The following is a 24,013-nucleotide window of genomic DNA, read 5'->3' as shown; positions in this document are numbered from 1 at the left end:
CTGGAGACAATAGCGCTATGGAACCACCTGATCCCATTCCGAACTCAGAAGTGAAACGTAGCTGCGCCGATGATAGTGTGGGGCCTCCCCATGTGAAAGTAGGTCATCTCCAGGGCCTAACATGAATGGCCCTCTTCAAGCGAAGAGGGCTTTTTCATTTGTCTGAAAAAATAACATCATCATATGCATTTGTTCGATGATGGTTGAATCTAAGATAAAAATTATTAATTTTTCAGCCTCAAAATTCTCGTTATGATCACATTGGTCAACGCTAGGGAGTTTTATGGATGAACCGATCATTATTTTCACAATTTTTATTCAGTCTATTGATTGTATTCGCTAATGTTATCTTTGCCGTGCAACCCTTGCAGCATGGCCAATATTATCAAGATGATATGGAGATTGATCTGGCAAATTATTATGTCAGTGAAAAACTTGATGGTTTTCGTGGCTACTGGGATGGACAAACTCTTAAAAGTAAAACAGGTTATGCCTATCAAGCGCCTGATTGGTTCACTGAAGCATTGGGCACAGAACCCTTAGATGGCGAATTATGGATGGGGCGTGGCCGTTTTGATGAGTTGGCCAGTGTTTTAAACGGCACCTCAAATCCGGAAGGTTGGCGGAACATTCAATACATGATCTTTGATTTACCAAGCATGCAAGCACCCTTTCATGAGCGGGTGATCAAAATGCGCGAATACATTCCTTCCCTCAATGCGCCTCATGTTCATATGATCGAACAAGAAAAAGTTTATACGAAAGATGCGTTAATGCAGCATTTAAAAGAAGTGGTGGCAAAAGGCGGAGAAGGCTTGATGTTGCATCATCAAGATGCCCTATATGGCGTTGGGCGCGTGAATCACTTACTAAAAGTGAAACCTTATGATGAAGGTAAAGGCATTGTAGTTGGCTATAAACCTGGCAAAGGTAAATATACAGGGCTTGTGGGATCGCTGCGTGTGAAGCTCAATGATGGCTCAGAAATTTATGTTGGCTCGGGGCTGACGGATGAACTTAGAGCGCATCCGCCAGCGATTGGCACAACGATCGCATTTGTTCACAATGGTTGGACAAAGCATGGAAAACCAAGATTTGCCCGTTTTAAGCGAGTTCGTAACAGTGCGATGGAGTAACTATTTTAAGAAAATACCATCGATGTACACTAGGCGATCATCCTCATGGACAAAGCGGCTGAGTTCATGAATTTTATCCGCACGCCCGTGATTGACAGGGTCTTTATAACGCGCTACAAACTCCACAAACGCTTCATTCAAAGCATCATCGTGATAACTTTTGGTGACTTTAAGTCCTAGCCATTGAATCACTTCAGAACCTTCAAAATCCGTTGGGCAAGTACTAGAATGCCAAGTCAATGTTAAATAATCCCATAAATTGAAGACATAAGCGCTATAGCGGCTGCGCATTAGGGTTTCGGCATCCGTAGGATAATCGCTGCCATCATGGAAAGGGAGGCAGCATTTGGCATAGGTCAGTTTAGATTGACAGGGGCAAGGTGTTGCGTGCATGGTGTGTCCTAGAGTTATGAAAGGGTTAGCCAATCGATGAGATGAGCATACACCTCTTTGGCGATGGGATTATTCTCATCACGGTCAAAATCATGATATTGATTTTCAACCGGATGAAAGGTGGCATCAAGAATGTGCGCCGCTAAATGTTCTGAGGCACTAAAGGGCACATCTTTATCTGTGGTGCTTGCCGTGATGAAGGTTCGCGGTAAACGTGCTAAATCATCTTTTGATAGGGAATACTGCGCCATTAAATGTGGTCGTTTTAAGATTGACTGAAACCATGTGCCCGTTTGTCGATAATGAATGTATAAAGGATAACGGGATTTAATCGAGGCGCTGACCAAAGGCACATTCGATAAATAAGACGAGGGATCACTTTGAGTCGGGAAAGATTGATAATAAGCGCTCGGTGCAGACAGTTCAGGCAGGCTTAAATCGCTGAAACCATAAAAACTGATGAGGCCTTTTTGATGCATCGATGGGCATTTATGGGACAAAAGTAGCGCTAAATAAGCGCCCGCAGATCGGCCAAAGAGATAATAATTCGGGGATGAGAGTTTAAGCACACTGTGATAATGGGTTAAAAACCAATCGAGGGCTTCAGTAAGCGTTGCATGAATCAGAGTTAAATCAGCCTCTGGCGCTAAAGGATAATCGAGCAATAATAAATGATGGCCCGCGGCATGAATTTGATCGCGATAACGCTGTGGCAGATCATTTTTATCCCCTAAAATCAATCCGCCGCCATGAAGATAGATGAGCGTGCTGCCGCAAGTTAAATCTTTTGCGGGTAAAAATTGCGCGGTCAAAGGGACACCGCACAGGGTGTCATAAACAAATCTCATGCAAGCGTCCTATACTCAAAGATTCACATTGTAGTAATGCTGCCTTAAGATGACAAATTATTTGCCAGAAGTCAGGCAGTGAATAAAAAAAGCACCGGAATTTTTGCCACTTCATGTTATAAGTATCGTTTATGATGTTGATAAATATATCTTATAAGGAGTGCGTATGCCGAGTTATATTGCAGAATTTATTGGAACCGCGATTATGATTCTTTTTGGCGGTGGCGTGGTGGCGAATGTGGTGCTCAATCGTTCAAAAGCGGCGGGTGGTGGTTGGATTGTCATCACGATGGGCTGGGGCTTTGCGGTGATGCTTGCCATTTATGCCGTTGGACAATACAGCGGTGGACATTTTAACCCTGCGGTGACCCTTGGACTTGCGATTGCCAATAAATTTCCATGGGTGCATGTGATCGGTTATGCCATTGCGCAAATTTTGGGTGCGATGCTAGGCGCATTCCTTGTGTGGTTACATTTTAAACCACATTTTGCTGTGACGGACAATGCAGCGGCAAAGCGTGACATTTTTTGTACGTCACCTGCGATTGAAAGCTATCGTGATAACGTCATGAGCGAGGTGATCGGCACTGCCATTTTGATGTTTGCGATTTTATTCATTGGCATCAATGAGTTTACCGGTGGCTTATTACCGGTAGTGGTGGGCTTTTTAATCATGGCCATTGGTTTAAGTTTAGGCGGAACAACAGGTTATGCCATCAATCCTGCCCGTGATTTAGGCCCGCGTTTCATGCATGCAATTTTACCGATTGCCGGCAAAACAGATTCAAACTGGCGGTATGCCTTTGTCCCCGTGCTCGGTCCTTTGGTGGGCACGGTGATTGGCGCTGCTTTATATGGTGTGTTGTACCGCGAAGGGGCGGACAATACCATGAGCTTTTTAGGCAGCCTTGTGTGGTTGGCATTAGGCGGCATTGCGCTCGTTTATTTATTGCGTTTTGCTCAGCGCAAGCAAGCCGAAAAAACTCAAAAATTTTAGGAACAACAGGAGTTAGTATGCAAAAATTTGTGATGGCAATTGATCAAGGCACCACCAGTACGCGTGCCATTGTCTTTGATAAATCGGGAAACATTAAGGGTGTGGCACAAAAAGAGTTCCACCAAATTTTCCCTCAGCCAGGTTGGGTTGAGCATGACCCGACAGAAATTTGGGCCTCTGTGTTGTCCGTTGTCACAGAAGTGATGGCAGAAAACAGCATCACCCCTGAACAGATCGCCACCATCGGGATCACCAATCAGCGTGAAACCACTGTGGTTTGGGACAAAGCCACAGGATTACCCATTTACAATGCATTGGTTTGGCAATCACGCCAAACGGATAAAATCTGTCAATCTTTAAAAGCAGCTGGGCATGAACCACTGTTTAAAGAGAAAACAGGCTTATTGTTAGATCCTTATTTCTCTGGTACAAAAGTCTCTTGGATTTTAGATCGCGTGGAAGGGGCAAGACGCCGCGCTGAAAAAGGCGAATTGTTGTTTGGCACCATCGATACTTGGCTCATTTGGAAATTAACAGGCGGACAAGCCCATGTGACGGATTATTCCAACGCCAGTCGCACCCTGATGTACAACATTTATGATTTACAGTGGGACGATGAGTTATTAGAAATCTTGAACATTCCGCGCAATATGTTGCCAAAGGTGTGTTCATCCTCTGAAGTATATGGCACAACAGCGCCGCAACATTTCTTTGGGCATCAAGTGACGATCTCAGGCGCGGCTGGGGATCAGCAAGCGGCACTCTTTGGCCAAGCCTGTTTTTCTGAAGGCATGGCAAAAAGCACATATGGCACTGGCTGCTTTATGTTGATGAATACGGGTGAAAACCAAGTGAAATCCGACAGCGGATTATTGACCACCTTAGCATGGGGCATTGATGGCAAAGTGCAATATGCATTGGAAGGCTCTATTTTTGTGGCGGGTTCTGCCATTCAATGGCTGCGTGATGGTTTACGCATGTTTCAACACGCCCATTTGTCCGAAGATTATGCAAGCCGCATTGCTTCTGCTGAAGGCGTCTATGTGGTGCCGGCATTTGTGGGACTTGGCACGCCATATTGGGATTCAGAAGCGCGCGGTGCTGTGTTTGGCTTAACGCGTGGCACGCAAAAAGAGCATTTCATTCGTGCAACGCTAGAGGCGATTGCGTATCAAGCGTGTGATGTTTTACATGCGATGGAAAAAGATTCAGGCTTATCCTTGGCAAAATTGCGTGTAGATGGCGGGGCATCGATGAACAATTTCCTCATGCAATTTCAAAGTGACATTTTAGGTGTGGAAGTGGATCGACCACAGATCAGCGAAACCACCGCATTAGGTGCTGCTTATTTAGCAGGATTAGCGGTGGGCTATTGGGAATCACAGGCAGAAATTGAGCAAAATTGGTCCCTTGATCAAAAATACACCCCAACAATGTCCGACAACGACCGCAAGAAGTTGTATCATGGTTGGCAGTGCGCAATTCATGCAACACAAGCATTTAAACCAGATTTATAAGGAGCAATTCATGTCATTTTCAGGTAAAAATCGCCCAGAGACCATTCAAAAACTGCGCAGCGATTCATTTGACGTTTTAGTCATCGGCGGTGGAATCACTGGTGCAGGAATTGCTTTAGATGCCACAAAACGCGGCATGAAAGTTGCGTTGGTGGAGATGCAAGATTTTGCAGCCGGCACAAGCAGCCGCTCCACTAAGTTGATTCATGGTGGTTTGCGCTATTTAAAACAGTTGCAAGTGGGCGTGGTGATGCATTCAGGGCGTGAACGCGCGGTGGTGTATGAAAATGGACCCCATGTGACAACGCCAGAATGGATGCTCTTGCCCATGCATAAAGGCGGCACATTTGGACCCTTATCCACGTCAATTGGTTTACGCGTGTATGATTTATTGGCTGGCGTAAAAAAAGATGAGCAAAAGTCCATGTTAAACCGTGCGCAAACCATTCAAAAAGCACCACTTGTGAAGCAAGAGGGCTTAGTGGGCGCAGGTTATTATGTGGAGTATCGCACAGATGATGCGCGTTTAACCATCGAAGTGATGAAAAAAGCGGTGGAATTGGGCGCAACGGTCCTCAATTATGCCAAAGGTGTGGAATTTACCTACAATCAGAAAGATCAAGTCAATGGCATGATGATCGAAGATGTGATGAGCGGTGAAACATTCCCGATTCGCTCGAAAAAAGTGATCAATGCCACAGGGCCTTGGGTGGATGAAAACCGCAAAAAAGATAAAGCGAAGCCAAATAATAAGCATTTACGCTTAACTAAAGGGATTCACTTGGTGGTGGATCAAGCCCATTTTCCATTAAAACAAGCGGTGTATTTTGATACAGAAAAAGATAAACGCATGATTTTTGCAGTGCCAAGAAATGGTAAAACCTACATTGGCACCACAGATACGGTTTATGAAGCGGATAAAGTGCATCCTGTGGCCACGGCAGAGGATCGTGATTACATCATTAAAGCTGTCAATTATATGTTCCCGACGGTGCAATTGACGAAGGATAAAGTGGAATCGTCTTGGGCGGGCATTCGTCCGTTGATTTGGGAAGAGGGTAAAAATCCTTCTGAAATTTCACGCAAAGATGAGATTTGGGAATCTGAGACAGGTTTACTCACCATTGCTGGGGGTAAATTAACGGGTTATCGCCACATGGCAGAAGAAATTGTTGATAAAGTGGCTGAGTTATTGCAAAAAGATTATGGTTTGAATTTCAAACCGTGCATGACAAAAAATCAGCCAATCTCTGGTGGTGATGTTGGGGGTTCAAGCCATTTTCAGGCCTTCATTCAATCTCAAGCGAAAAAGGCAGAAGAAGCGGGTTTAACGCAATCGGAAGGCGCATTTTTAGCTCAGTTTTATGGCACAAACTCTGATGTCATGATCGATGAGTTTAAAGCGCATCCTGTGGAAGATACAGAAGCTTTGAGCCGATTGACACAATTGCGTTTATGGTATGCATTGAACCATGAAGGTGTGATGACGCCGTGCGATTTCATCATTCGTCGCACCGGACATCTCTTCTTTAACATCAATGAAGCGATTAAAGAGCAAGAAGGGGTCATTGCGTACATGAAAGATTTCTTTGCCTGGGATGCCCAAACAGAGGCGCGCATGCGTGATGAACTTGCCATTGCCATGAACAATGCCACAGAGTTTCCCGTGCAAAAGGTGTAATAGGGCTTGAAAAATCCCTCAATTACAGTAAAATGTTGCGATCGTTTACCAGCGACCCCTAACGGTGGTTGTCTTTCAGAAAGGCTTTGGGGTGAACGGGATGAGAACTTCGGTTCTTTCATCCTAAAGATATTAGAAGATAACTTTTAGTTAGAGATTAATTTTTATTTGGAGTTTTCAATGAAAACATTTAGTGCAAAACCTGCTGACGTTGTTCGTGAATGGTATGTGATCGATGCAGAAGGTAAAACACTTGGTCGTTTAGCAGCTGAAATTGCTAAGCGTTTACGTGGCAAACATAAAGCAGAATATACACCTCACGTTGATACAGGTGATTATATTGTTGTTGTGAATGCTGAAAAAGTACGTGTGACTGGTAATAAAATGAAACAAAAAATTTATTACAAGCACACAGGTTATGTCGGACATTTAAAACAAACTTCTTTGGAAAAAATGTTAGAAAATAACCCTGAGCGCGTTTTAGAATTCGCTGTTAAAGGGATGTTGCCGAAAAACGTTTTAGGTAGAGATATGTTCCGTAAACTCAAGATCTTTGTTGGTCCTGAACATACTCATGCTGCACAGCAACCTAAAGTTTTAGACATTTAATTTAAGGAAGATAAATCATGGCAGTGAACCAAAATTATGGTACAGGTCGTAGAAAGACCTCAGCAGCTCGCGTTTTCTTACGTAAAGGCACAGGCAATATCGTTGTCAATGGCAAGCCATTAGACGAATATTTCGGCCGTAAAACAGCTTGCATGGTTGTACGTCAGCCGCTTGAATTGTTAGATGCAACTGAACAGTTTGACGTTTACGTTACTGTTGTCGGTGGCGGTCAAACAGGTCAATCTGGCGCAATCCGTCACGGTTTAACTCGTGCATTGATTGAGTATGATGAAGTGAACCGTTCTGCATTGCGTAAAGCAGGTTATGTAACTCGTGATGCGCGTGAAGTTGAACGTAAAAAAGTTGGCTTACGCAAAGCACGTCGCGCAACTCAGTTCTCAAAACGTTAATCGTTTTATTACCAAAGTTGTACAATTTACAAGCCTTTCTATTGCAGAAAGGCTTTCTTATTATTAGTCTTCAGTGTGAATAAAAAAATATATACAGCGCAAGAACATGGATTGACAAGACGCTTCATTTCAAAGCAAGCCCTTTCGGTCGTCCAAACTTTAGTGGATGCAGGTTATGAAGCCTACATCGTCGGCGGTGCTGTGCGCGATATTTTATTGAAAAAATCTCCCAAAGATTTTGATATTGCCACCAATGCACACCCAGAACAAATCAAAAGATTATTTAGAAATTGTCGCCTTGTGGGCAGACGATTTCGTTTAGCGCACATTTTATTTGGGCGCGACATCATTGAAGTGGCCACTTTTCGTGCCAATTCAGATGATGACGAAGAACACAAAGATCGCAAAGTGGGCGATGATGGCTTTTTGATCCGTGACAATGTCTATGGCACCATCGAAGATGATGCAGTGCGTCGCGACTTTACCATCAATGCACTCTACTATGATCCCATTCGTAATGAGGTGATTGATTTTACCAATGGTTATGAAGATTTATTGCAGGGTCAATTAAATTTAATTGGCGATCCTGCTAAGCGTTTTCGTGAAGATCCGGTGCGCATGTTGCGTGCAGTGCGCTTTGAGGTCAAGCTCGGTTTTACCATGCCAGAGACCCTCATCAATGCCATCAATGACATGGGTTATTTATTGCAAACGGTCTCTGCGGCGCGCATGTTTGATGAAGTGGTCAAACTCATGCTCAACGGTTATGGGCATCAAGTCTATTTACGTTTGCGCCATTATCATTTATTCAGCCAGATTTTCCCGCAAACGGAGCGTGCATTGATCGAGCTTGGCAACCCTGAGGATCATCTATTGATCGCGGCGTTACACAACTCGGACAATCGCATCAATGATGGCTTTGGCGCTTCCACATATTTTCTCTATTCTGCATTATTGTGGGAACCGTTTTTAGATGAATATCATGTGTTGCTCGCCGATGACATTGCGCCGAATGAAGCGAGTACGATTGCTGCCGATAAGATCATTCGTAAGCAGCAGGAATTCACCATGATTCCTAAGCGCATCAGTGCACAAATGACGGATTTATGGAAGTTCCAATTCCGCTTAACTCATGTTAAAGCTCGTAAAAATCGTGGCGGCGTGAATAAAATTTTGCATCATCCTCGTTTTAAAGCGGCCTTTGATTTTCTATTGCTGCGTAAAGATGCTTTTGAGTCATCGGACATTGTGGATCATGCCGACTTTTGGCAAAAAGCATGGGACAGTCATCAGCCAGAATGACCGCGTTGTAAAATATGCAATTGATGATGCGTTGGGGCAAAGGCATGAAGCAATGCCTCAATGGCATCATTGAGTTGAATGCGCCCACACATAAAAATATCAATGGCGCAATAACCGGCTTCTGGCCATGTGTGAATGCTCATGTGAGATTCTGCCAGCAATAGTACGCCAGTGATGCCCATGCCTTCACCAAATGTGTGCATGTGGCACTGTAAAACAGTGGCATTGAGGATTTGCGCCGCATTGAGGAAGGCAGCCTCAATCATCACGGCATCCATTAAATCATCAGCGATGACGCCATATAAATCTAAAATGGCATGCTGCCCATGGGGAGAATGAGTGCTCATTATTTGTGCCAGCTGCCGGTGGAATAGGTGCTAAATCCGCCAGAGGAGTAGCTGCGGCTACTGCTGACGGTGCCATAGTTAATCAAGGTGGCCACAATGATGATGATCACGCCATACCAAAAATATAAAGTTTTCATAATGAATTAATCCTCATCTCGGTCAATGGCATTGAGTAAAATCATCACAATGAAGATCGAGATGAAAAATTGAAAAGGGCTGCTGAAAAATATGGGGAGGTTGAGCACCCCAAAGATTGCCAATAACGTATTGCGAATATTCTCTCGATTGCTGTGAGTGCCGGTATTTTTCGGTAATTTTAGCTTTTGTACGCCGCCGGAGGCTTTAAACCAGCTCTCTAATGTGGCATTCGATAGTTTGCGTGCGCTGCTAAAACTCATTTCATCGGGCGTCATCTCTAGTGAAAGTTTATTGTGCTCTGTGCCATAATCGGCATAAAAAGTGGTGTCTTGTGGGCTCACTTGATAATAAAACGCACCCACCGCATATTGTACCGCGCCGCCATAAGTGTAGAGTTTATCTAGCGTGCGACCTGATGGTGTTAAGGGTTGCAGGCGTGTGTTGAGTTTTGGCCATGTATTTTCTGTTTTGGCCATCGCCCAATCATCATCCGAGCTTTGCACCAACCACATGAATTGATCCGGGAAGGAGAAGAGCAGGTATTCATGCCATTCATCATGTGTGAAGGGAATGAACTCCTTTTTCATTTTATTTTGCACATAGAGCTCTGTGGCATCGCCATCGAGTTCTGTTTGGTTCATCATACCGATCACGGTCCATGTTTGCCCATTGATGTTCGCGGTTTGTCCAATTTGCAGCGCCATCCGTTTGGCTTGTAGATTGCGGATGTTGTGGGCTTTGATGATTTTGGCGATGTTGTCATCAATCGTCAGCTCAGAGCCACAATAACGACAGTTGATGTGTTCAGCCACGCCATTGAGCCATTGTACAGTGCCACCACAATTTGGGCATTTACTCTCTTCGGTGGAACCTTTGATTTTGCCGCTGCTCTCTTGCATCTCTCGCTCAGTGCGAAGATTCTGCCAATTGAGTTTGGTGAAATCCACCGCATGCCCCATAAAAAGCTCAATGTGATCAGTTTTGTAATCAAGGGTTAAAAATTGATGTGTGGTGCGTGCATCAACCACGCGAATCACTTCATTTTGTTTAGGAATGAAGGGCAATTCGCCTTGCACAGCACTTTTGAGGATGTGAGCGGTGCGAATGTCACACGCATAAAAAATGTCAGAAGCTTGCGTGACGCGTATCGCGGCGCCCACAGAGACATCCTCAAAATCTGGCAAACGATGATTGCTCGGAATCTCAACAGATTCTAAGTAAACATAATGGCCATTGCTGTCCGAGAGCCAGCCGGTTCTGCCATCGCTTAATTGAACGTACCATTCATTCCATGTGCCGCCTTGATATTGCACTTGTAAGCGGCCAATGACGGTAAAGGATTGATTTTTTATGGTGCCGCGCGCGCCAATCTGAATGGCGCTGAAGTCTTCTAAAATCGCCGAATGCACGCCTGATAACGTTAAGCCTTGATCCCCTAGGATCAAGTTCGATTGGCAATAAGGGCAGGCTGCCATCACTGCGGTTTTTGAGTGAATGGAAACTTGCCCGCCACAACTTGGGCATGCAGCAGAGAAGACAATGGCCATGAATGATTATCCGATCAGTTGTTTTAACACTTCCGCTTTGGCTTTTTCATAATCTTCAGCGGTGATTAAGCCTTGCTGCAACAATTCATTGAGCTGGCTGAGCTTAGCGGTGTGAGGATTGCTAGGTGCGGCGTTTGTTTGTGGTGCACTTTTCGGTGCGCTCATGGCTTCTGCCATCATTTGTCCCATGGAAAGCCCAGCGCCCATGCTCATGCCAACGCCAGCGGCGCCGCCTTCATTTTGCGCGGCCAATGGAATGCTTGAAGCCATTTGATATTGCGTATATTTAGAAAGATCGCCAATGATGCCCATGGAAATGCGTTCATCCAATGTTTTTTGTAGGGCAGGTGGCAATGTGATGCTTTCAATCAAAAAGCCTTCCAATTGTAGGCCAAGGGCAGCAAAGTGTGCTTGTAGCGCTTCTTCAATGAGTTTTGAGAGGGCAGAGAGATTCGCCGCCATGTCAATGAAGGGGATATTTTTATTGCCAAGGATCGAAGAGAGCGTAGTGACACACACATTGCGCAATTGATCATCGAGTTGATGGGCATAAAAAGCATCGGTGATGCCTGCAATCTCTGTGAAGAATTTTTTCACATCCACAATGCGATAACTATAAGTGCCAAAGCTTCGGATGGAGACTAAACCAAATTCATTGTCACGAATGGTGATCGGTTGTGCTGTACCCCAACCGCGCGCCATTTGTTGCTTGGTATTGAAAAAGTAAACATCTGACTTAAAGGGCGATTCAAAAAAGCGACTCCAATTTTGTAGATTCGTCAAAATTGGCAAGTTATTGGTGGTGAGCTGATAAGAGCCCGCAGGAAATGCATCGGCCAATCTGCCTTCATTGACAAAGAGCGCCACTTGCGACTCACGCACAATGAGGGAAGCGCCATTTTGAATCTCTTGATCATCCACTGGAAATTGCCACATCAATAGGGCAGGATCCGGCTCTGGCCACTGAATGACATCGATGAATTGCTTTCTAATAAAACGTCCTAAGCCCATGTAAACTCCTTAAATGATCGGTGAATTAACTCAATGCCGCCGCATTGATTAAGCCAATTGAGATGGAAAATGCGCCAAATAAAATCCCCACAGCAATGTTATTGTTCGCCAATTTGATGCTGGCATTTTTCACGATGCGCGTGGCCACAAAATAGACCAATAACTGAATGATGGTGGCGAGCAATGACCAAATCAAAAAGCCCACTAAGGTTAAAGTGGTGCTCATGCTTGAGGTGATGGTTAAACAAAATCCAATGAGCGCACCGCCAAAGGAGATGGCACACGCAATGTTGCCCTCTTTGATGAGCTTGATCTCTTTTAAGGGCGTCAGTTTGAGATAAATGAAGCCAAAAACGACGGTCATGACGATGGCAATGCCAATGTATTGTAAATATAAAACGTATTGAGTAACCAGTTCATTCATAAAAGAACCCTTCATCAGATTTGGTATAGTAATGGCAGAATGTTACACCATTTCATGCTAAGATCACAGGCTCTTTCACGATCATCTTAAAAATCATAATGTTTAATCGTACCCTGATCATTTCTGTTTTTGTGGTGGCCAGTTGTGGGCTTGCCTATGAACTCATCATTGCCGCGCTCGCCAGTTATTTACTGGGCGATTCTATTTTGCAGTTTTCCACCATCATTGGCGGCTATCTCTTTGCGATGGGCATTGGCGCCCATTTAACCCGTTACATTAAGGATGAAGATGCGTTGCATCGCTTCATTGAGATTGAATTATTGGTGGGGCTCATTGGCGGTGTGTGTGCATTGCTGCTCTTTATTTTGTTTGGCTTATCCTCATCGCCCTTTAGAGTGATTGTCTATTCGTTTGTGTTGGTCATTGGCATCATTGTCGGGATGGAAATTCCTTTAGTGATGCGTGTGATGAATCAATACAAAACGGATTTTAAGGAGCTTGTCAGTAAAGTTTTAACCTTTGATTATCTTGGAGCGCTTGCGGTGTCGCTCCTATTTCCTTTAGTGCTAGCGCCAAAGCTTGGCATGGCAAGAAGTGCTTTGCTCTTTGGTATTCTAAATGTGCTTGTGGCCATTTTAACCAGCCGTGTGTTTAGGGCAGAATTGCCCAATTATAAAAGCCTCAAATGGCGTGGCCATGGTGTTTTGCTGATTTTATTGACGGCATTTTTCTTTGCCAATGATTGGACAGAAAAGGCTGAGCAACACTATTTTGGTGACCCAATTGTTTATCAGTACAACTCACCTTATCAGCGCCTTGTGCTCACAAAATATAAAGATGATGTGCGCCTTTTTATTAATGGCAATTTGCAGTTTTCTTCACTCGATGAAGCCCGTTATCATGAGGCGCTTGTATTGCCAGTGATGGAAAATGTGCCAGAGGCTAAAAACATTCTCATTTTAGGTGGCGGCGATGGGTTGGCCACGCGCGATGTTTTAAAATACCCAAAGGTTGAGCGCATTACGTTGGTGGATTTAGACCCAAAGATGACGGAGCTCTTTCGAACGTCTGCGGAATTAACCCGCTTAAATGACAACGCGCTCAATCATCCAAATGTGACGATCATCAATCAAGATGCGGCAAAGTGGCTCGAGCAATCCACAGAATTATTTGATGTGATCATCATTGATCTCCCAGATCCCTCTAATTTTTCTTTAGGCAAACTCTATTCCGTGCCCATGTATCGTTTAGTGGCGCAGCATTTGTCCCCAAAAGGCATGATGGTGGTGCAATCCACCTCGCCATATTTTGCACCGAATGCCTATGGCAGCATCAATGCCACGTTGAAAGCGGCGAATTTATACACATTGCCATATCATGCTTATGTGCCATCGTTTGGGGAATGGGGTTATATTTTAGCGAGCCGTGAGGATGCGTTTCATGTGCCCACGTCCTTTCAAATCCCTACGCGCTATTTAGATGAGATCACCACCGCGCAAATGTTCAATTTCCCAAAGGATATGCCGCTGCGCACGAATGTTGAGCCGAATCACCTCAATACACAAATCCTCGTGAAATATTTTGAGGAAGATTGGCGCAAGGCGATCAGCCAATGAAGTGGAGCCGCCGAGAATTTATGGTCAATGGCGTTGGTTTAGCCTCTGCCATTGGCATTGGGGGTTACACTTATTTGAACGTGATGCCAAAAGCGCCCACCGTCCATGTGCAATATGCTGGCCTAGCAGTAGGGCATGCGGTGCGTGATGCCATGGATAGTAATGCCATTGAATTGCCCATGATGTTAGACACATTGATTGTGGGCAGTGGTGTTGCGGCGATTTCTGCAGCATGGCAATTAAAAAAAGGGCAGCGCAATTTCGTGATCCTCAATGGCCCAGAAACCAGTGGCAACAGCGCAAGCGGGCAATATGAAGGGATGACATTTCCCACCGGCGCCCATTATTTAGCAGAGCCCACCACAGAATCCATCCATGTTAAAGCTTTATTGAAGGATTTAGGCTTACTCAAAGATGGGCAATATGATGAAATGGCAACGGTGCATGCACCGGCTGAGCGCTTATGGCGGGATCACAAATGGCAGCCTGAATTATTGCCAACGTTAGATGAAGAGGGTCGCCGCTTTTTTGAGTACATTCAAGTCCTTAAAAATAGTTATGGCAACGATGGCAAGCGTGCTTTTGTGATTCCTGTGGCGCTCGCTTCAAATGATGAAGCTTTTACGATGCTCGATCAAATCACGTTTGCCACGTGGCTTGAGATGCAAAATTACCGTTCAGAGAGTTTATTGTGGTATCTCAATTATTGCTGTTTAGATGATTATGGGCAGGGCATTGAGGATGTCTCTGCATGGGCAGGTTTACAATATTTTGCAGCGCGCACGCACAGTGAAGATCACAATCAATTGCTCACTTGGGATGGTGGATTGGGCACATTGGTGGATAAAATGCGAGCATGGATTGACATTGCGACGGTGCCTCAATTGCCTACAGAGCTTCCTGATGAATACTGCTATGCCATGGCAGGGAGCGCTGTTGCGATTGAAGAACAGGATGATTGTGTCACGGTGGATTATGTGCAAGATGGGCAGCGTTATCGCATCAAAGCTCGTCATGTGATTTGTGCCGCGCCTTTGTATATGGCCTCTCGCATTGTTAAAAATATGGCAGCGTATGGCTTTGATGCTGCAAAACATTTGCCCATTTATGCACCATGGATCATTGGCAATTTTGTATTAAATGGCTTTCCTAAAGAGCATACGTCTGAGCGCTTAGCGTGGGACAATGTGGTTTATCAAGGCCCAACACTCGGTTATGTGAACAGCACGCATCAGCACATTTATGTGGCGATGCCAGAAAAAACCGTGTTCACAAGTTATCGCATTTTATCGGAAGCAACGCCGGATGTGATGCGCAAATGGCTCATCAATGCGCCTGAAGATGAGTTGATTGCATTGGCAGCAGAGGATTTATCAGAATTGTATGGCAAAGAGTTCAGCCATCGCATTGAACACATTGATCTCACTGTGCGCGGGCATGCCATGGCAAGCCCACGACCGGGATTTTTGCACAATCAAGGCTTATTAAATTTACGTGCCCATGATTCGCGTTTGCTCTTTGCCCACAGTGATTTATCGGGTTACTCCATTTTTGAAGAAGCCTGTTGGTGGGGCGTTGTGGCGGCACAGAAAATTATGGCGCATCCTTCTTAAGAATCGGCAGAAGCACCTCGTACAAGGCTTGCATCAATAACGGTTGCGCTTTGGCATTCGGATGGATGCCATCATTTTGCATCAGCTCAGGATTGCCGCCAGCCTCTGCCACAATCGAAGGGAGCAGGGCAATATTTTCCGCCGCGGCAATGTCAGGATAAATGGCTAAAAAGCGCTTGAGATACGCTTGCCCATAATTGGGCGGCAACTGAATGCCCACAAGCACCACATCGCTGCCAGCATCTTTGGCCATGCGCACCATTTGTGTGAGATTCTCGGCAATTTGCTTAGGCGGTGTTGCGCGTAAACCATCATTGCCGCCAAGTTCAATCACGGTGATGTCTGGTTGATGAGTGCTCAGTAAATGGGGCAAGCGCGAGAGACCATTGCTGGTGGTATCCCCTGAAATCGAAGCATTGATCACGGTATAATCGTAACCTTCTTCGGTCAAACGATTGTGTAACTGCGCCACATAACCTTCTTCTGGCTGCATGCCAAAAGCGGCACTGATGCTGTCGCCAACAATCAATAGAGTGCGGGCCTGAACAGGAATGAACAATAAAAGAATGAAACAGAGTCTTAGGATAGATTGCATGATAATCTCCGTCTAAATGTTATGATGGGGCAATATAACATGATCATGGACACCATATGACACCCATCATTTTAGATGTAGTAGACGTGAGCAAAACCGTACAAGCCACAGAGCCCCTCACCATTTTACAAAACATTACGTTTCGTGTGCAGCAAGGCGAGAGCTTGGCGATCGTGGGGAGCTCAGGCTCTGGTAAATCCACATTGCTTGGATTATTGGCAGGTTTAGACACAGTCAGCACAGGATCAATTACGCTCGCCGGTTTTGAGCTGCAAACCCTCAATGAAGATGAGCGCGCCGCCCTTCGTGCGCAGCATGTGGGCTTTGTGTTTCAATCTTTTCAGTTATTAGATTCGCTGACAGCGCTTGAAAATGTGATGCTGCCTTTAGAATTAAAAGGGCAAAAAGATGCACGGACAAAGGCAACACAGTTATTAGAGCGTGTGGGGCTTAAAGCGCGGCTCAACCATTATCCTAAGCAGCTTTCCGGCGGTGAACAGCAGCGCGTGGCGATTGCCAGAGCCTTTGCCGCTGAGCCCGCCATATTATTTGCCGATGAACCCACCGGCAATTTAGACACCAAAACAGGGGCATCCATCATTGAGTTGCTGTTTGCCCTGAATGATTCCCTTGGCACCACCTTGATTTTAGTGACTCATGAAGCGCGCTTAGCTGAGCGATGCGAACATCGGATACAGATCGAAGCTGGGCGCTTAGTCCACGAGGAATTTGATCATGCATAAAATGGGTTTGAGCGAATTGTGTCGCTTAGCTTGGCGTCAATTGTGGCGTGAATTTAAGGCAGGTGAACTGCGCATTTTATGGATCGCATTGATGCTGACTGTCACCATCAGTACGGCGATTGGTTACTTTGGGATGCGCTTACAAGGCTCAATGAATGCGCGTGCTGGGGAATTTTTAGCCGCCGACCTTGTGGTGCGTGGCTCAATGCCCTTAAATGCTGCACAAGTTGCCATGAATACAGAAGGTTTAACCCATGCGCACACGGTGAATTTTTCAACGGTGGTGTTCAATGATGATGACATGCAGCTCGTGAGCATTAAGGCTGCGGATTCACATTATCCACTTCGCGGCACATTGATGATTGAGTTGCCGGAGTCTTCAACGCCTGTTGCCATTGATCAAGGACCTGCCCGCGGGGAAATTTGGGTGGAAAATCGTTTACTCTATGCGCTCAATTTGACGCTTGGGCAAATGATCGAGATTGGTCAGTTGCCCCTACGGATCAGCAACATTTTAGTGGATACACCTGATCGTGCTGGTGGCTTTTACAGTTTGAATCCATTTGGTTTGATGAATATTGAGGATTTGGCCGCAACAGGTGCGGTACAGCCCGGTAGCCGCGTGACGCATCGTGATCTGTGGGCAGGTGATTCTGCGGCCATCGAGCGCCTTCAGCAGGCATTATTGCCAACCCTTGAGCCGCATCAAACCATCTTGACACCTAAAGATGGTAATGAGCAGATCAACGGTGCATTGTCGCGGGCACAAACGTACCTGAATTTGGCAAGTTTGGTGGGCATTTTGTTGTCGAGCGTTGCCATTGCTTTGGCAGCGAATCAGTTTGCGGCGCGCCGTTATGATGACAGCGCCTTATTGCGCGCACTTGGCATGCCAAAAAATGCCGTCATTGGCCTCTATGGTGTGATGCTCATTTATTTGGGTGTCATTGGCGCCATTGTGGGCGCTGCGCTTGGTTATGGCGTGCAATTGGGCTTATTGGCGTTACTGTCGAATGTGATTAAAGGTGATTTACCCGCAGGTGGTCTTTTACCTGCCTTTGCGGGCATGAGCACAGGTTTTATTGTGCTCCTTGGCTTTGCGTTGCCACCGATTGCAGCACTTGGGCGAACGCCGCCCTTACGCGTTTTGCGTGAAGATGCAGCGCCCGTGCCCTTTAAAAATTTTGTGGTGTATGGTGTAGCGATTGCTGCGCTCTTTCTCATCATGTGGCAATTGAGCTTGAATCTAACCTTGACGCTCTCTTTATTAGGCGGCGCTTTATTGATGGTGTTGGTGCTCGGTTTTATGTTGTACGGCGTGGTGCGTTTACTGAGAAAAAGCTTACAGTCGGCATCATTTATCTGGCGGATGGCGCTTGGCGAAACATTGCGTCATCCGATGCGCTCAATGGGGCAAATGGTGGCGTTTGGCATCATTTTGATGACGATGGCATTGGTGTTGATGCTCAGAAGTGAGTTGCTGCAAGATTGGCGAGAACAATTGCCAAAAGATGCCGCGAACCATTTTGCATTGAACATCTCCCCGATGCAAAAAGAGGATTTTGTCAACGCGTTACATAAAGAGGCCAGTAATGTTTCACCATTTTATCCTGTGGTGATGGGGCGCTTGACGGCTGTCAATGGGCAGAGTGTGAAGGCGCTTGAGTTGGTCAGTGATCGGGCAAAAAATGCGATTGATCGCGATCTAAACCTCACATGGAGCGAGCATTTGCCCAAAGGCAATGAAGTGGTGGCAGGGCAATGGTGGCAAGCCGCTTCTGAAGATCATGGCGTGTCGTTAGATGCAGATTTGGCTAAAGGTTTAGGCGTTGCGCTCAATGATACGTTGACTTTTGTGATTGCAGGGCAAGCGAAGGATTATACCGTGACGAGTTTGCGCTCGATTGATTGGCAAACCATTGAACCCAACTTTTTTGTGATCTTTGCGCCTGATTCTATGAAGGATGCACCGGTGACCTATTTAACCAGCTTTTATTGGCCAGAAGCACAGACACGCGCATTGATCGAGTTGATGAAAGATTTTCCTACGGTGACGCTGCTCGATTTACAAGCTTTGATCACGCAACTTAATGACATTTTGCAGCAAGTGACATTGGCGATCGAATACATTTTAGTTTTGGTGCTTGCAGCCGGCATTGTGGTGCTCCTTGCAGGGTTACAAACCACGTTGGCAGAGCGTCTAAAACAAGGGGCAATATTGCGAGTGCTTGGGGCGAATCGGCGCGTATTATTGAAAAGTCAAGGCATCGAGTTTGCATTGATGGGCGGATTGTCGGGTTTATTGGCAGTATTAGGGAGCGAGCTCATCAGTTATTTGCTCTATCACTATTTGCTCGATTTATCCTGGCAACCGCACATTCGATTGTGGCTATTGCCGTTAATGGGTGCTATGCTGATCACTGCAATGGGAATGTTGAGTGCCCGGTCAGTCACACAAGCCTCACCTTTAACCATTTTACGGGGTTAAATGCTAAAAACTTGACGAATATACATAATATTTGATTGCGTCAATTTTTTGGCCATGGCGAATGACAAAATAAGTGATCCTAAGCGATGGATTGTGATCTTTTGTCATTCGTTGATATTTTTATAAAAGTTTGCCCAAGATCATTTTATGTGCACATTTAGCATGCAAAAACATACCGTAGAGGTATGAAGTCGCCTGTGGCTCGGTTTTCTTTGCCATATAGACTTGATATCCTTAACCACTTGAGTTTTATACAGTGGTAGTGAGGAGGGCATATGAGACAGATTAAGAAGTTCGGGGCTTTGTCTCTTTTAGGGCTATTGCCTTTCATCGGTCATGCGGATGAAGGTGAAGCGGTTTATACAAAAGGCGGTGAAAAACCTCAAGCCTTGGCATGTACAACGTGTCATGGTGCGCAAGGTTTAGGCTTGCCAGCAGCAGGTTATCCTAATGTCACAGGGATGTCCGCTGAATATTTAGCAAAACAGTTGCGTGATTTTCAGGATGGCACACGCAGCCATCCCATCATGGATCCGATTGCACGCGCTTTGAGCGATGATGAAATCGATTCGGTGACAGAATACATGGAATCTTTCGATGTGAAAGAAGTGCCGATGATTACACGTGCAGCCACGCCAACTGATGAAGGCAGCTGGTTGGCACTTCGTGGAGATTGGAGCCGCAATGTTCCTGAATGTGTGGCTTGTCATGGTCCAAGCGGCGTGGGCGTTGGTGAATCTTTCCCACGTTTAGCAGATCAAAGCTCTGTGTACATCGTGAACCAATTAAAAGCTTGGCAAAATGGCACGCGCCACAATGACCAAGATGATTTAATGGGTCACATTGCACGCGCATTGACAGAAGATGAAATGAAGGCAGTGGCAGAGTATTTTGCCACCATTAACGATCAACAAGTGGAGAAATAATTATGAAAAAGCTATTAGTAGCATCTTTAGCGGCAGCATTCATCTCTCCTGTGGCACTTGCGGATAATCCCATTAAAATGGAAGATCAATCCCAGTTAAAACAAGCGCCAGCGATTGCGCATGGTGAAGAATATCACAAGCCGCCTTCAGAAAAAGATCTCCCAGACAACGCATTTGGCGATATGGTGAGAAAAGGGCATGCAATTTTCGTGGATACGAAAAATCAATTGCCTGAATATGTGGGCAATGGCATGAACTGTGTGAACTGTCACATGGATCAAGGTCGTTTAGCGAATGCAGCGCCAATGTGGGGGGCATATCCCATGTATCCTGCATACCGCAGCAAAAATAACAAAGTGAATACATTTGCAGAACGCATTCAAGGTTGTTTCCAATTCAGTATGGATGGTCAACCACCTGCGGCAGACAGCGATGCAATGACAGCGCTCATCACTTATTCTTACTGGTTAGCCACAGGTGCACCGACAGGTAAATCATTACCTGGTCGCGCGTATCCTGATGTGCCAAAACCAGAAGGTGGCTACAGCATCGAAAATGGTGCAAAAGTGTATGCAGAAAACTGTTCATTCTGTCACGGTGCCGATGGTATGGGTCAAAAAGTTGGGGATAACTACGTGTTCCCACCACTTTGGGGCAAAGATTCCTTTAACTGGGGCGCAGGGATGCACCGCATCAACACTGCAGCTACTTTCATTAAAGCGAACATGCCATTGGGTAAAGGCAACACATTGACCGATCAAGAAGCTTGGGATGTTGCAGCTTTCATGAATAGCCATGAGCGCCCACAAGATCCGCGTTTAGTGGAGGGTTCTGTTGAGAAAACCAAAGAGAAATATCATGCCAATGATGGTGTGAATCTTTATGGTGTTGAAGTGAATGGTAAAATCTTAGGTCAAGGGACTGAATAAGTCGCTGATCGATGGATATCATGCCCTGATGATGCAAATCATCGGGGTATTTTTTTACCTTTGAGATGAGCACTGTATAATCATTGCTCACGATGGGTGTTAGAAAAGGTTGATGAGTGATTAGAAAGATTTTTCAAAGTGCATGGATGATCGTATGTTTGCTCGCTGTGGCGTATGGCGATCACATTGAGAATTATCATGTCACTGTGCATTTGACGAATAAAGGCAACATTGATGTCAAAGAGACCATTACGATTGAAACGGATCATGAAGAGGTGCGCCGCGGCATCGTACGGGACATCCCTACAGGCTTTCAGCTGTTGCAAAAACCCGTTGAAACGCCTGTCAAAGTGCGCCATGTATTGCGTGATGGTCGCTCTGAACCTTATACCCTTGAACATTATGATGGTGGGCTCAGAATTTTAACAGGTGCAGCCATCGATGACCCTAGCCATTATTTGCCAAAGGGCAAGCACACCTTTGTGATTGAGTGGCGCAGTGATCATCATGTGCGTAGCCTCAAAGATTATGATGAACTGTATTTAAATGTCATCGGTCAGCAATGGACGCTGCCCATCACGCATGCGAGTGCCACTTTGTATTTGCCGCGGTCAGTGTCTGAAATTCAATCGGCAGCGTATTATGGCGGACTTGGTAGCCAAAATGCCGCGGATGTTGAGGTGATCTCGCCGCATGAAATCAATTTTTCTGTGCCCGTGCCTTTAAAACCGCATGAAGGATTGACGATTGCCACAGGCTTTACCGCAGGCATCATTCATGGTGTGGAGCCCGATTGGACAGATTTAATCATGGCGCGTGCCCTCCATTATCTGCCGAATTTTATGCAGCCTGTGAATGTGGTGTTTTTGATTTTATTGGTGCTCATGAGTGCTTGGTTTGTGGGTGGTCGTTTACTGTTAAAAATGTGGCATGGACAGCAAGATGACAACATGCGTTATGCACCGCCCGATGGCCTGACGTTAGAAGAGATGTTTTATTTAGGCAATGATCCCATTGATCCGCCCTTAGATCGTGCCGCGTTGGCATTGCTTGTGGATTTGCATCAAAAAGGTGCGTTAACCATGGATGGCTATGGCAACATTGAGCGTTTACCTGAGTCGAACATTCATGGGCGTTTAGAATCAGCAGAGCAGCAGTTGCTCCATGATTGGCACGATCAAGATGCCAAAGGTTTGCGTGGTGCCATTCAGAGTTTACGCGGTCATTTGATTCATGGGTTTGACTATTTTTATACGCCAAAAATGAAGTTTTATGTGGGCTTTGGGCTTGCCATCATTGCAGGCGTGATGGCATTGGCAACCTTATATTTGCAATTAGAAATCTTCATGAGTTTGATCTTCATGGCGATTGCGGCGGTTAAATTGATTCGTCCTGTGATCATGGATTTTTTAATGCGTGATCAAAAGGATGACGATGAACAAGCCTCATGGATTTTATGTGGCTTTGGGGCGATTTTTGGCGGTTTGCCGCTCTATGCAACGCAAGAAGATTGGCTGCCTAAGCCTTTAACGGATGCTGAGTTTATTTTGATGTATCTGTGTGTGTTGATTCCGGTTGTGCTCATCATGATGATGCTGTTATCCATTTATGAGCGCCGTTATGTATTGCGCCCACAATATGCGGAGGCCGCCCGCGCAGTGAAAGGATTTCAACGCTTTTTAGCAGAGCGCAATCCCACAGGTTTTAATTTAACGCCCGATCTGTTTGAGCACTATTTGCCGCATGCCATTTTATTGGGTGTGGACAATGATTGGTTGAACCTGTATCAAACAGCTTATCCACAAAATTATGCAGATAGTGATGTGGTGGGCAGTGGTGCTTTTTTTGCCGCAGCGAATCAAGCCAATTTATATCATGCACCTGCTCGCAATGTTGATAATGACAAGGGTTTTGGCGGTTCAAATAATAGTGGTGGTGGGGCTTCTGGCTCGGGCGGCGGTGGATCAGCCGGTGGTGGTTCAGGCGGCGGTGGCGGCAGCGGTCGTTAATGGTGAATACAATGAGAAAAGATAAGGGTTCTATGAAAAAGAAGGCGGATCAAAAACATCAAGGGGCGATTGAGAATCGCCTCAATATTTTACGCGCAGGCGTGCTCGGTGCGAATGATGGCATCATCTCAACGGCGGGGCTCGTGATTGGCGTGGCGAGTGCAACGAATAACATTATGACCATTTTGGTGGCAGGCATTGCAGGATTATTGGCAGGGTCTTTATCCATGGCGGGTGGTGAATATGCATCTGTGAGCACACAAAAAGACGTGGAGCAAGCGGAGGAGGCTAAAGAGCGCCTTCGTTTAGCGAATGATTTTAAAGGGGAATCGGCGGAACTTGTGCAATATTATGAGGATAAAGGTTTAAGTCATGCATTGGCAACACAAGTCGCCGCGGAATTGATGAAGGTGAATCCTTTGGGGGTTAAGTTAAAAACGGCATCTAACATCACGCTTGGGGATTATGTGAGCCCGTGGAATGCAGCAATTTCCTCGATGTTTTCTTTCACTTTAGGTGCGGTGATTCCGCTCATTTTTATTTTTCTGTTGCCTGTGCACATTAAGATTGTGGGAACCTTTGCCGTGGTCTCTGTCGCGCTTGCCTTAACAGGTTATGTGAGTGCTGCGTTAGGCGGCGCACCACGTTTAAAAGCATTGATTCGCAATGTGGTGGTGGGCATGCTGACGATGTTGGTCACTTATGGCTTAGGGCAGTTTGCGCACATTTAATCA

General features: G+C 45.7%; 23 protein-coding genes and 1 rRNA gene. 16 read left to right on the top strand and 8 right to left on the bottom strand.

The window, feature by feature from the left end; translation table 11 throughout:
• Positions 1-115 (top strand): 5S ribosomal RNA (gene rrf, locus B9T10_RS05110).
• 172 nt (positions 116-287) lie between these two features.
• Positions 288-1,136, top strand: a complete 849-nt coding sequence (locus B9T10_RS05105) for a DNA ligase (RefSeq protein WP_094538011.1) — start codon at positions 288-290, stop codon at positions 1,134-1,136.
• Here the strand turns inward: B9T10_RS05105 and B9T10_RS05100 are convergent, their stop codons facing one another.
• Positions 1,137-1,529, bottom strand: a complete 393-nt coding sequence (locus B9T10_RS05100) for a YchJ family protein (protein WP_094538010.1) — start codon at positions 1,527-1,529, stop codon at positions 1,137-1,139.
• 14 nt (positions 1,530-1,543) lie between these two features.
• Complete coding sequence (locus B9T10_RS05095; protein ID WP_094538009.1) at positions 1,544-2,377, bottom strand: alpha/beta hydrolase; 834 nt, start codon at positions 2,375-2,377, stop codon at positions 1,544-1,546.
• A 166-nt stretch (positions 2,378-2,543) separates the two neighbouring features.
• On the opposite strand from B9T10_RS05095, the gene B9T10_RS05090 reads away from it, so the two are divergent.
• From B9T10_RS05090 to pcnB, 6 genes are all read left to right on the top strand, one after another.
• Positions 2,544-3,374, top strand: a complete 831-nt coding sequence (locus tag B9T10_RS05090; RefSeq protein ID WP_008316389.1) for an MIP/aquaporin family protein — start codon at positions 2,544-2,546, stop codon at positions 3,372-3,374.
• Positions 3,375-3,391: 17 nt separating this feature from the next.
• Positions 3,392-4,891, top strand: a complete 1,500-nt coding sequence (glpK, locus tag B9T10_RS05085) for a glycerol kinase GlpK (protein ID WP_008316391.1) — start codon at positions 3,392-3,394, stop codon at positions 4,889-4,891.
• A 10-nt stretch (positions 4,892-4,901) separates the two neighbouring features.
• Positions 4,902-6,572 (top strand): glycerol-3-phosphate dehydrogenase/oxidase, encoded by a 1,671-nt coding sequence (locus tag B9T10_RS05080; RefSeq protein ID WP_094538008.1) that lies wholly within the window; start codon positions 4,902-4,904, stop codon positions 6,570-6,572.
• A 180-nt stretch (positions 6,573-6,752) separates the two neighbouring features.
• Positions 6,753-7,181 carry a 50S ribosomal protein L13 gene (rplM, locus tag B9T10_RS05075; RefSeq protein WP_008316395.1) on the top strand — a complete coding sequence of 143 codons (429 nt, stop codon included), beginning with the start codon at positions 6,753-6,755 and terminating at the stop codon, positions 7,179-7,181.
• A 17-nt stretch (positions 7,182-7,198) separates the two neighbouring features.
• A complete protein-coding gene (gene rpsI / locus B9T10_RS05070; RefSeq protein WP_008316398.1) occupies positions 7,199-7,591 on the top strand; it encodes a 30S ribosomal protein S9 in 393 nt (130 codons plus the stop codon).
• A 75-nt stretch (positions 7,592-7,666) separates the two neighbouring features.
• A complete protein-coding gene (gene pcnB, locus B9T10_RS05065) occupies positions 7,667-8,893 on the top strand; it encodes a polynucleotide adenylyltransferase PcnB (RefSeq protein WP_008316399.1) in 1,227 nt (408 codons plus the stop codon).
• On the opposite strand, the gene speD is transcribed toward pcnB, so the two are convergent.
• Genes speD through B9T10_RS05045 form a run of 5 tightly spaced genes read right to left on the bottom strand, consistent with a single transcriptional unit; the run spans position 8,881 to position 12,360 of the window.
• Entirely contained in the window at positions 8,881-9,240 is a 360-nt protein-coding gene (gene speD / locus B9T10_RS05060; RefSeq protein ID WP_094538007.1) for an adenosylmethionine decarboxylase, read from the bottom strand. The genes pcnB and speD overlap by 13 nt on opposite strands.
• A complete protein-coding gene (locus B9T10_RS10190) occupies positions 9,240-9,377 on the bottom strand; it encodes a hypothetical protein (RefSeq protein WP_018121677.1) in 138 nt (45 codons plus the stop codon). Before B9T10_RS10190 ends, speD begins: the two co-directional genes overlap by 1 nt.
• Before the next feature lie 6 nt (positions 9,378-9,383).
• Positions 9,384-10,925, bottom strand: a complete 1,542-nt coding sequence (locus B9T10_RS05055; RefSeq protein WP_094538006.1) for a DUF4178 domain-containing protein — start codon at positions 10,923-10,925, stop codon at positions 9,384-9,386.
• A 6-nt stretch (positions 10,926-10,931) separates the two neighbouring features.
• Complete coding sequence (locus tag B9T10_RS05050) at positions 10,932-11,936, bottom strand: SPFH domain-containing protein (RefSeq protein WP_063455218.1); 1,005 nt, start codon at positions 11,934-11,936, stop codon at positions 10,932-10,934.
• 25 nt (positions 11,937-11,961) lie between these two features.
• Complete coding sequence (locus tag B9T10_RS05045) at positions 11,962-12,360, bottom strand: DUF350 domain-containing protein (RefSeq protein WP_063455217.1); 399 nt, start codon at positions 12,358-12,360, stop codon at positions 11,962-11,964.
• A gap of 98 nt (positions 12,361-12,458) precedes the next feature.
• Here B9T10_RS05045 and B9T10_RS05040 point away from each other — a divergent pair, with 98 nt between their 5' ends.
• Positions 12,459-13,976: a polyamine aminopropyltransferase gene (locus B9T10_RS05040; RefSeq protein ID WP_008316405.1), complete on the top strand. Its 1,518-nt coding sequence runs from the start codon at positions 12,459-12,461 to the stop codon at positions 13,974-13,976.
• A complete protein-coding gene (locus B9T10_RS05035) occupies positions 13,973-15,589 on the top strand; it encodes an NAD(P)-binding protein (protein ID WP_246782154.1) in 1,617 nt (538 codons plus the stop codon). The genes B9T10_RS05040 and B9T10_RS05035 overlap by 4 nt, the downstream gene beginning before the upstream one ends.
• Here the strand turns inward: B9T10_RS05035 and B9T10_RS05030 are convergent.
• Entirely contained in the window at positions 15,570-16,184 is a 615-nt protein-coding gene (locus tag B9T10_RS05030) for an arylesterase (protein ID WP_094538005.1), read from the bottom strand. The genes B9T10_RS05035 and B9T10_RS05030 overlap by 20 nt on opposite strands.
• A 56-nt stretch (positions 16,185-16,240) precedes the next feature.
• Between B9T10_RS05030 and B9T10_RS05025 the strand changes: the two genes are divergently transcribed.
• The 6 genes from B9T10_RS05025 (at position 16,241) to B9T10_RS05000 (ending at position 24,010) form a co-directional block, all read left to right on the top strand.
• Positions 16,241-16,927 (top strand): ABC transporter ATP-binding protein, encoded by a 687-nt coding sequence (locus tag B9T10_RS05025; protein WP_094538004.1) that lies wholly within the window; start codon positions 16,241-16,243, stop codon positions 16,925-16,927.
• A complete protein-coding gene (locus B9T10_RS05020) occupies positions 16,920-19,415 on the top strand; it encodes an ABC transporter permease (protein ID WP_094538003.1) in 2,496 nt (831 codons plus the stop codon). Before B9T10_RS05025 ends, B9T10_RS05020 begins: the two co-directional genes overlap by 8 nt.
• 275 nt (positions 19,416-19,690) lie before the next feature.
• Complete coding sequence (locus tag B9T10_RS05015; RefSeq protein ID WP_008316414.1) at positions 19,691-20,341, top strand: c-type cytochrome; 651 nt, start codon at positions 19,691-19,693, stop codon at positions 20,339-20,341.
• Positions 20,342-20,343: 2 nt separating this feature from the next.
• Positions 20,344-21,270 carry a c-type cytochrome gene (locus B9T10_RS05010; RefSeq protein ID WP_008316415.1) on the top strand — a complete coding sequence of 309 codons (927 nt, stop codon included), beginning with the start codon at positions 20,344-20,346 and terminating at the stop codon, positions 21,268-21,270.
• A 116-nt stretch (positions 21,271-21,386) separates the two neighbouring features.
• Positions 21,387-23,279, top strand: a complete 1,893-nt coding sequence (locus B9T10_RS05005; protein ID WP_246782153.1) for a DUF2207 domain-containing protein — start codon at positions 21,387-21,389, stop codon at positions 23,277-23,279.
• Positions 23,280-23,311: 32 nt separating this feature from the next.
• On the top strand, positions 23,312-24,010 hold the full coding sequence (locus tag B9T10_RS05000) for a VIT1/CCC1 transporter family protein (RefSeq protein WP_094538001.1): 699 nt from the start codon (positions 23,312-23,314) through the stop codon (positions 24,008-24,010).
• Positions 24,011-24,013: the final 3 nt, after the last annotated feature.

It is taken from the genome of Wohlfahrtiimonas chitiniclastica (genome assembly GCF_002252325.1).
GTDB classification, from domain to species: domain Bacteria; phylum Pseudomonadota; class Gammaproteobacteria; order Cardiobacteriales; family Wohlfahrtiimonadaceae; genus Wohlfahrtiimonas; species Wohlfahrtiimonas chitiniclastica.
The sequence above is the reverse complement of the archived record's forward strand: the minus strand, read 5'-3'. Positions and strand labels throughout refer to the sequence as shown.

Bases quoted from the DNA above. Each gene is read 5' to 3' on its own strand.
- B9T10_RS05055 (WP_094538006.1), bottom strand. From the start codon at position 10,925: ATGGCCATTGTCTTCTCTGCTGCATGCCCAAGTTGTGGCGGGCAAGTT.
- B9T10_RS05000 (WP_094538001.1), top strand. From the start codon at position 23,312: ATGAAAAAGAAGGCGGATCAAAAACATCAAGGGGCGATTGAGAATCGC.
- B9T10_RS05020 (WP_094538003.1), top strand. From the start codon at position 16,920: ATGCATAAAATGGGTTTGAGCGAATTGTGTCGCTTAGCTTGGCGTCAA.
- rplM (WP_008316395.1), top strand. From the start codon at position 6,753: ATGAAAACATTTAGTGCAAAACCTGCTGACGTTGTTCGTGAATGGTAT.
- B9T10_RS05100 (WP_094538010.1), bottom strand. From the start codon at position 1,529: ATGCACGCAACACCTTGCCCCTGTCAATCTAAACTGACCTATGCCAAA.
- speD (WP_094538007.1), bottom strand. From the start codon at position 9,240: ATGAGCACTCATTCTCCCCATGGGCAGCATGCCATTTTAGATTTATAT.
- B9T10_RS05080 (WP_094538008.1), top strand. From the start codon at position 4,902: ATGTCATTTTCAGGTAAAAATCGCCCAGAGACCATTCAAAAACTGCGC.
- B9T10_RS05040 (WP_008316405.1), top strand. From the start codon at position 12,459: ATGTTTAATCGTACCCTGATCATTTCTGTTTTTGTGGTGGCCAGTTGT.
- rpsI (WP_008316398.1), top strand. From the start codon at position 7,199: ATGGCAGTGAACCAAAATTATGGTACAGGTCGTAGAAAGACCTCAGCA.
- B9T10_RS10190 (WP_018121677.1), bottom strand. From the start codon at position 9,377: ATGAAAACTTTATATTTTTGGTATGGCGTGATCATCATCATTGTGGCC.
- glpK (WP_008316391.1), top strand. From the start codon at position 3,392: ATGCAAAAATTTGTGATGGCAATTGATCAAGGCACCACCAGTACGCGT.
- B9T10_RS05035 (WP_246782154.1), top strand. From the start codon at position 13,973: ATGAAGTGGAGCCGCCGAGAATTTATGGTCAATGGCGTTGGTTTAGCC.
- B9T10_RS05050 (WP_063455218.1), bottom strand. From the start codon at position 11,936: ATGGGCTTAGGACGTTTTATTAGAAAGCAATTCATCGATGTCATTCAG.
- B9T10_RS05030 (WP_094538005.1), bottom strand. From the start codon at position 16,184: ATGCAATCTATCCTAAGACTCTGTTTCATTCTTTTATTGTTCATTCCT.
- B9T10_RS05015 (WP_008316414.1), top strand. From the start codon at position 19,691: ATGAGACAGATTAAGAAGTTCGGGGCTTTGTCTCTTTTAGGGCTATTG.
- B9T10_RS05105 (WP_094538011.1), top strand. From the start codon at position 288: ATGAACCGATCATTATTTTCACAATTTTTATTCAGTCTATTGATTGTA.
- B9T10_RS05010 (WP_008316415.1), top strand. From the start codon at position 20,344: ATGAAAAAGCTATTAGTAGCATCTTTAGCGGCAGCATTCATCTCTCCT.
- B9T10_RS05095 (WP_094538009.1), bottom strand. From the start codon at position 2,377: ATGAGATTTGTTTATGACACCCTGTGCGGTGTCCCTTTGACCGCGCAA.
- B9T10_RS05045 (WP_063455217.1), bottom strand. From the start codon at position 12,360: ATGAATGAACTGGTTACTCAATACGTTTTATATTTACAATACATTGGC.
- B9T10_RS05025 (WP_094538004.1), top strand. From the start codon at position 16,241: ATGACACCCATCATTTTAGATGTAGTAGACGTGAGCAAAACCGTACAA.
- B9T10_RS05090 (WP_008316389.1), top strand. From the start codon at position 2,544: ATGCCGAGTTATATTGCAGAATTTATTGGAACCGCGATTATGATTCTT.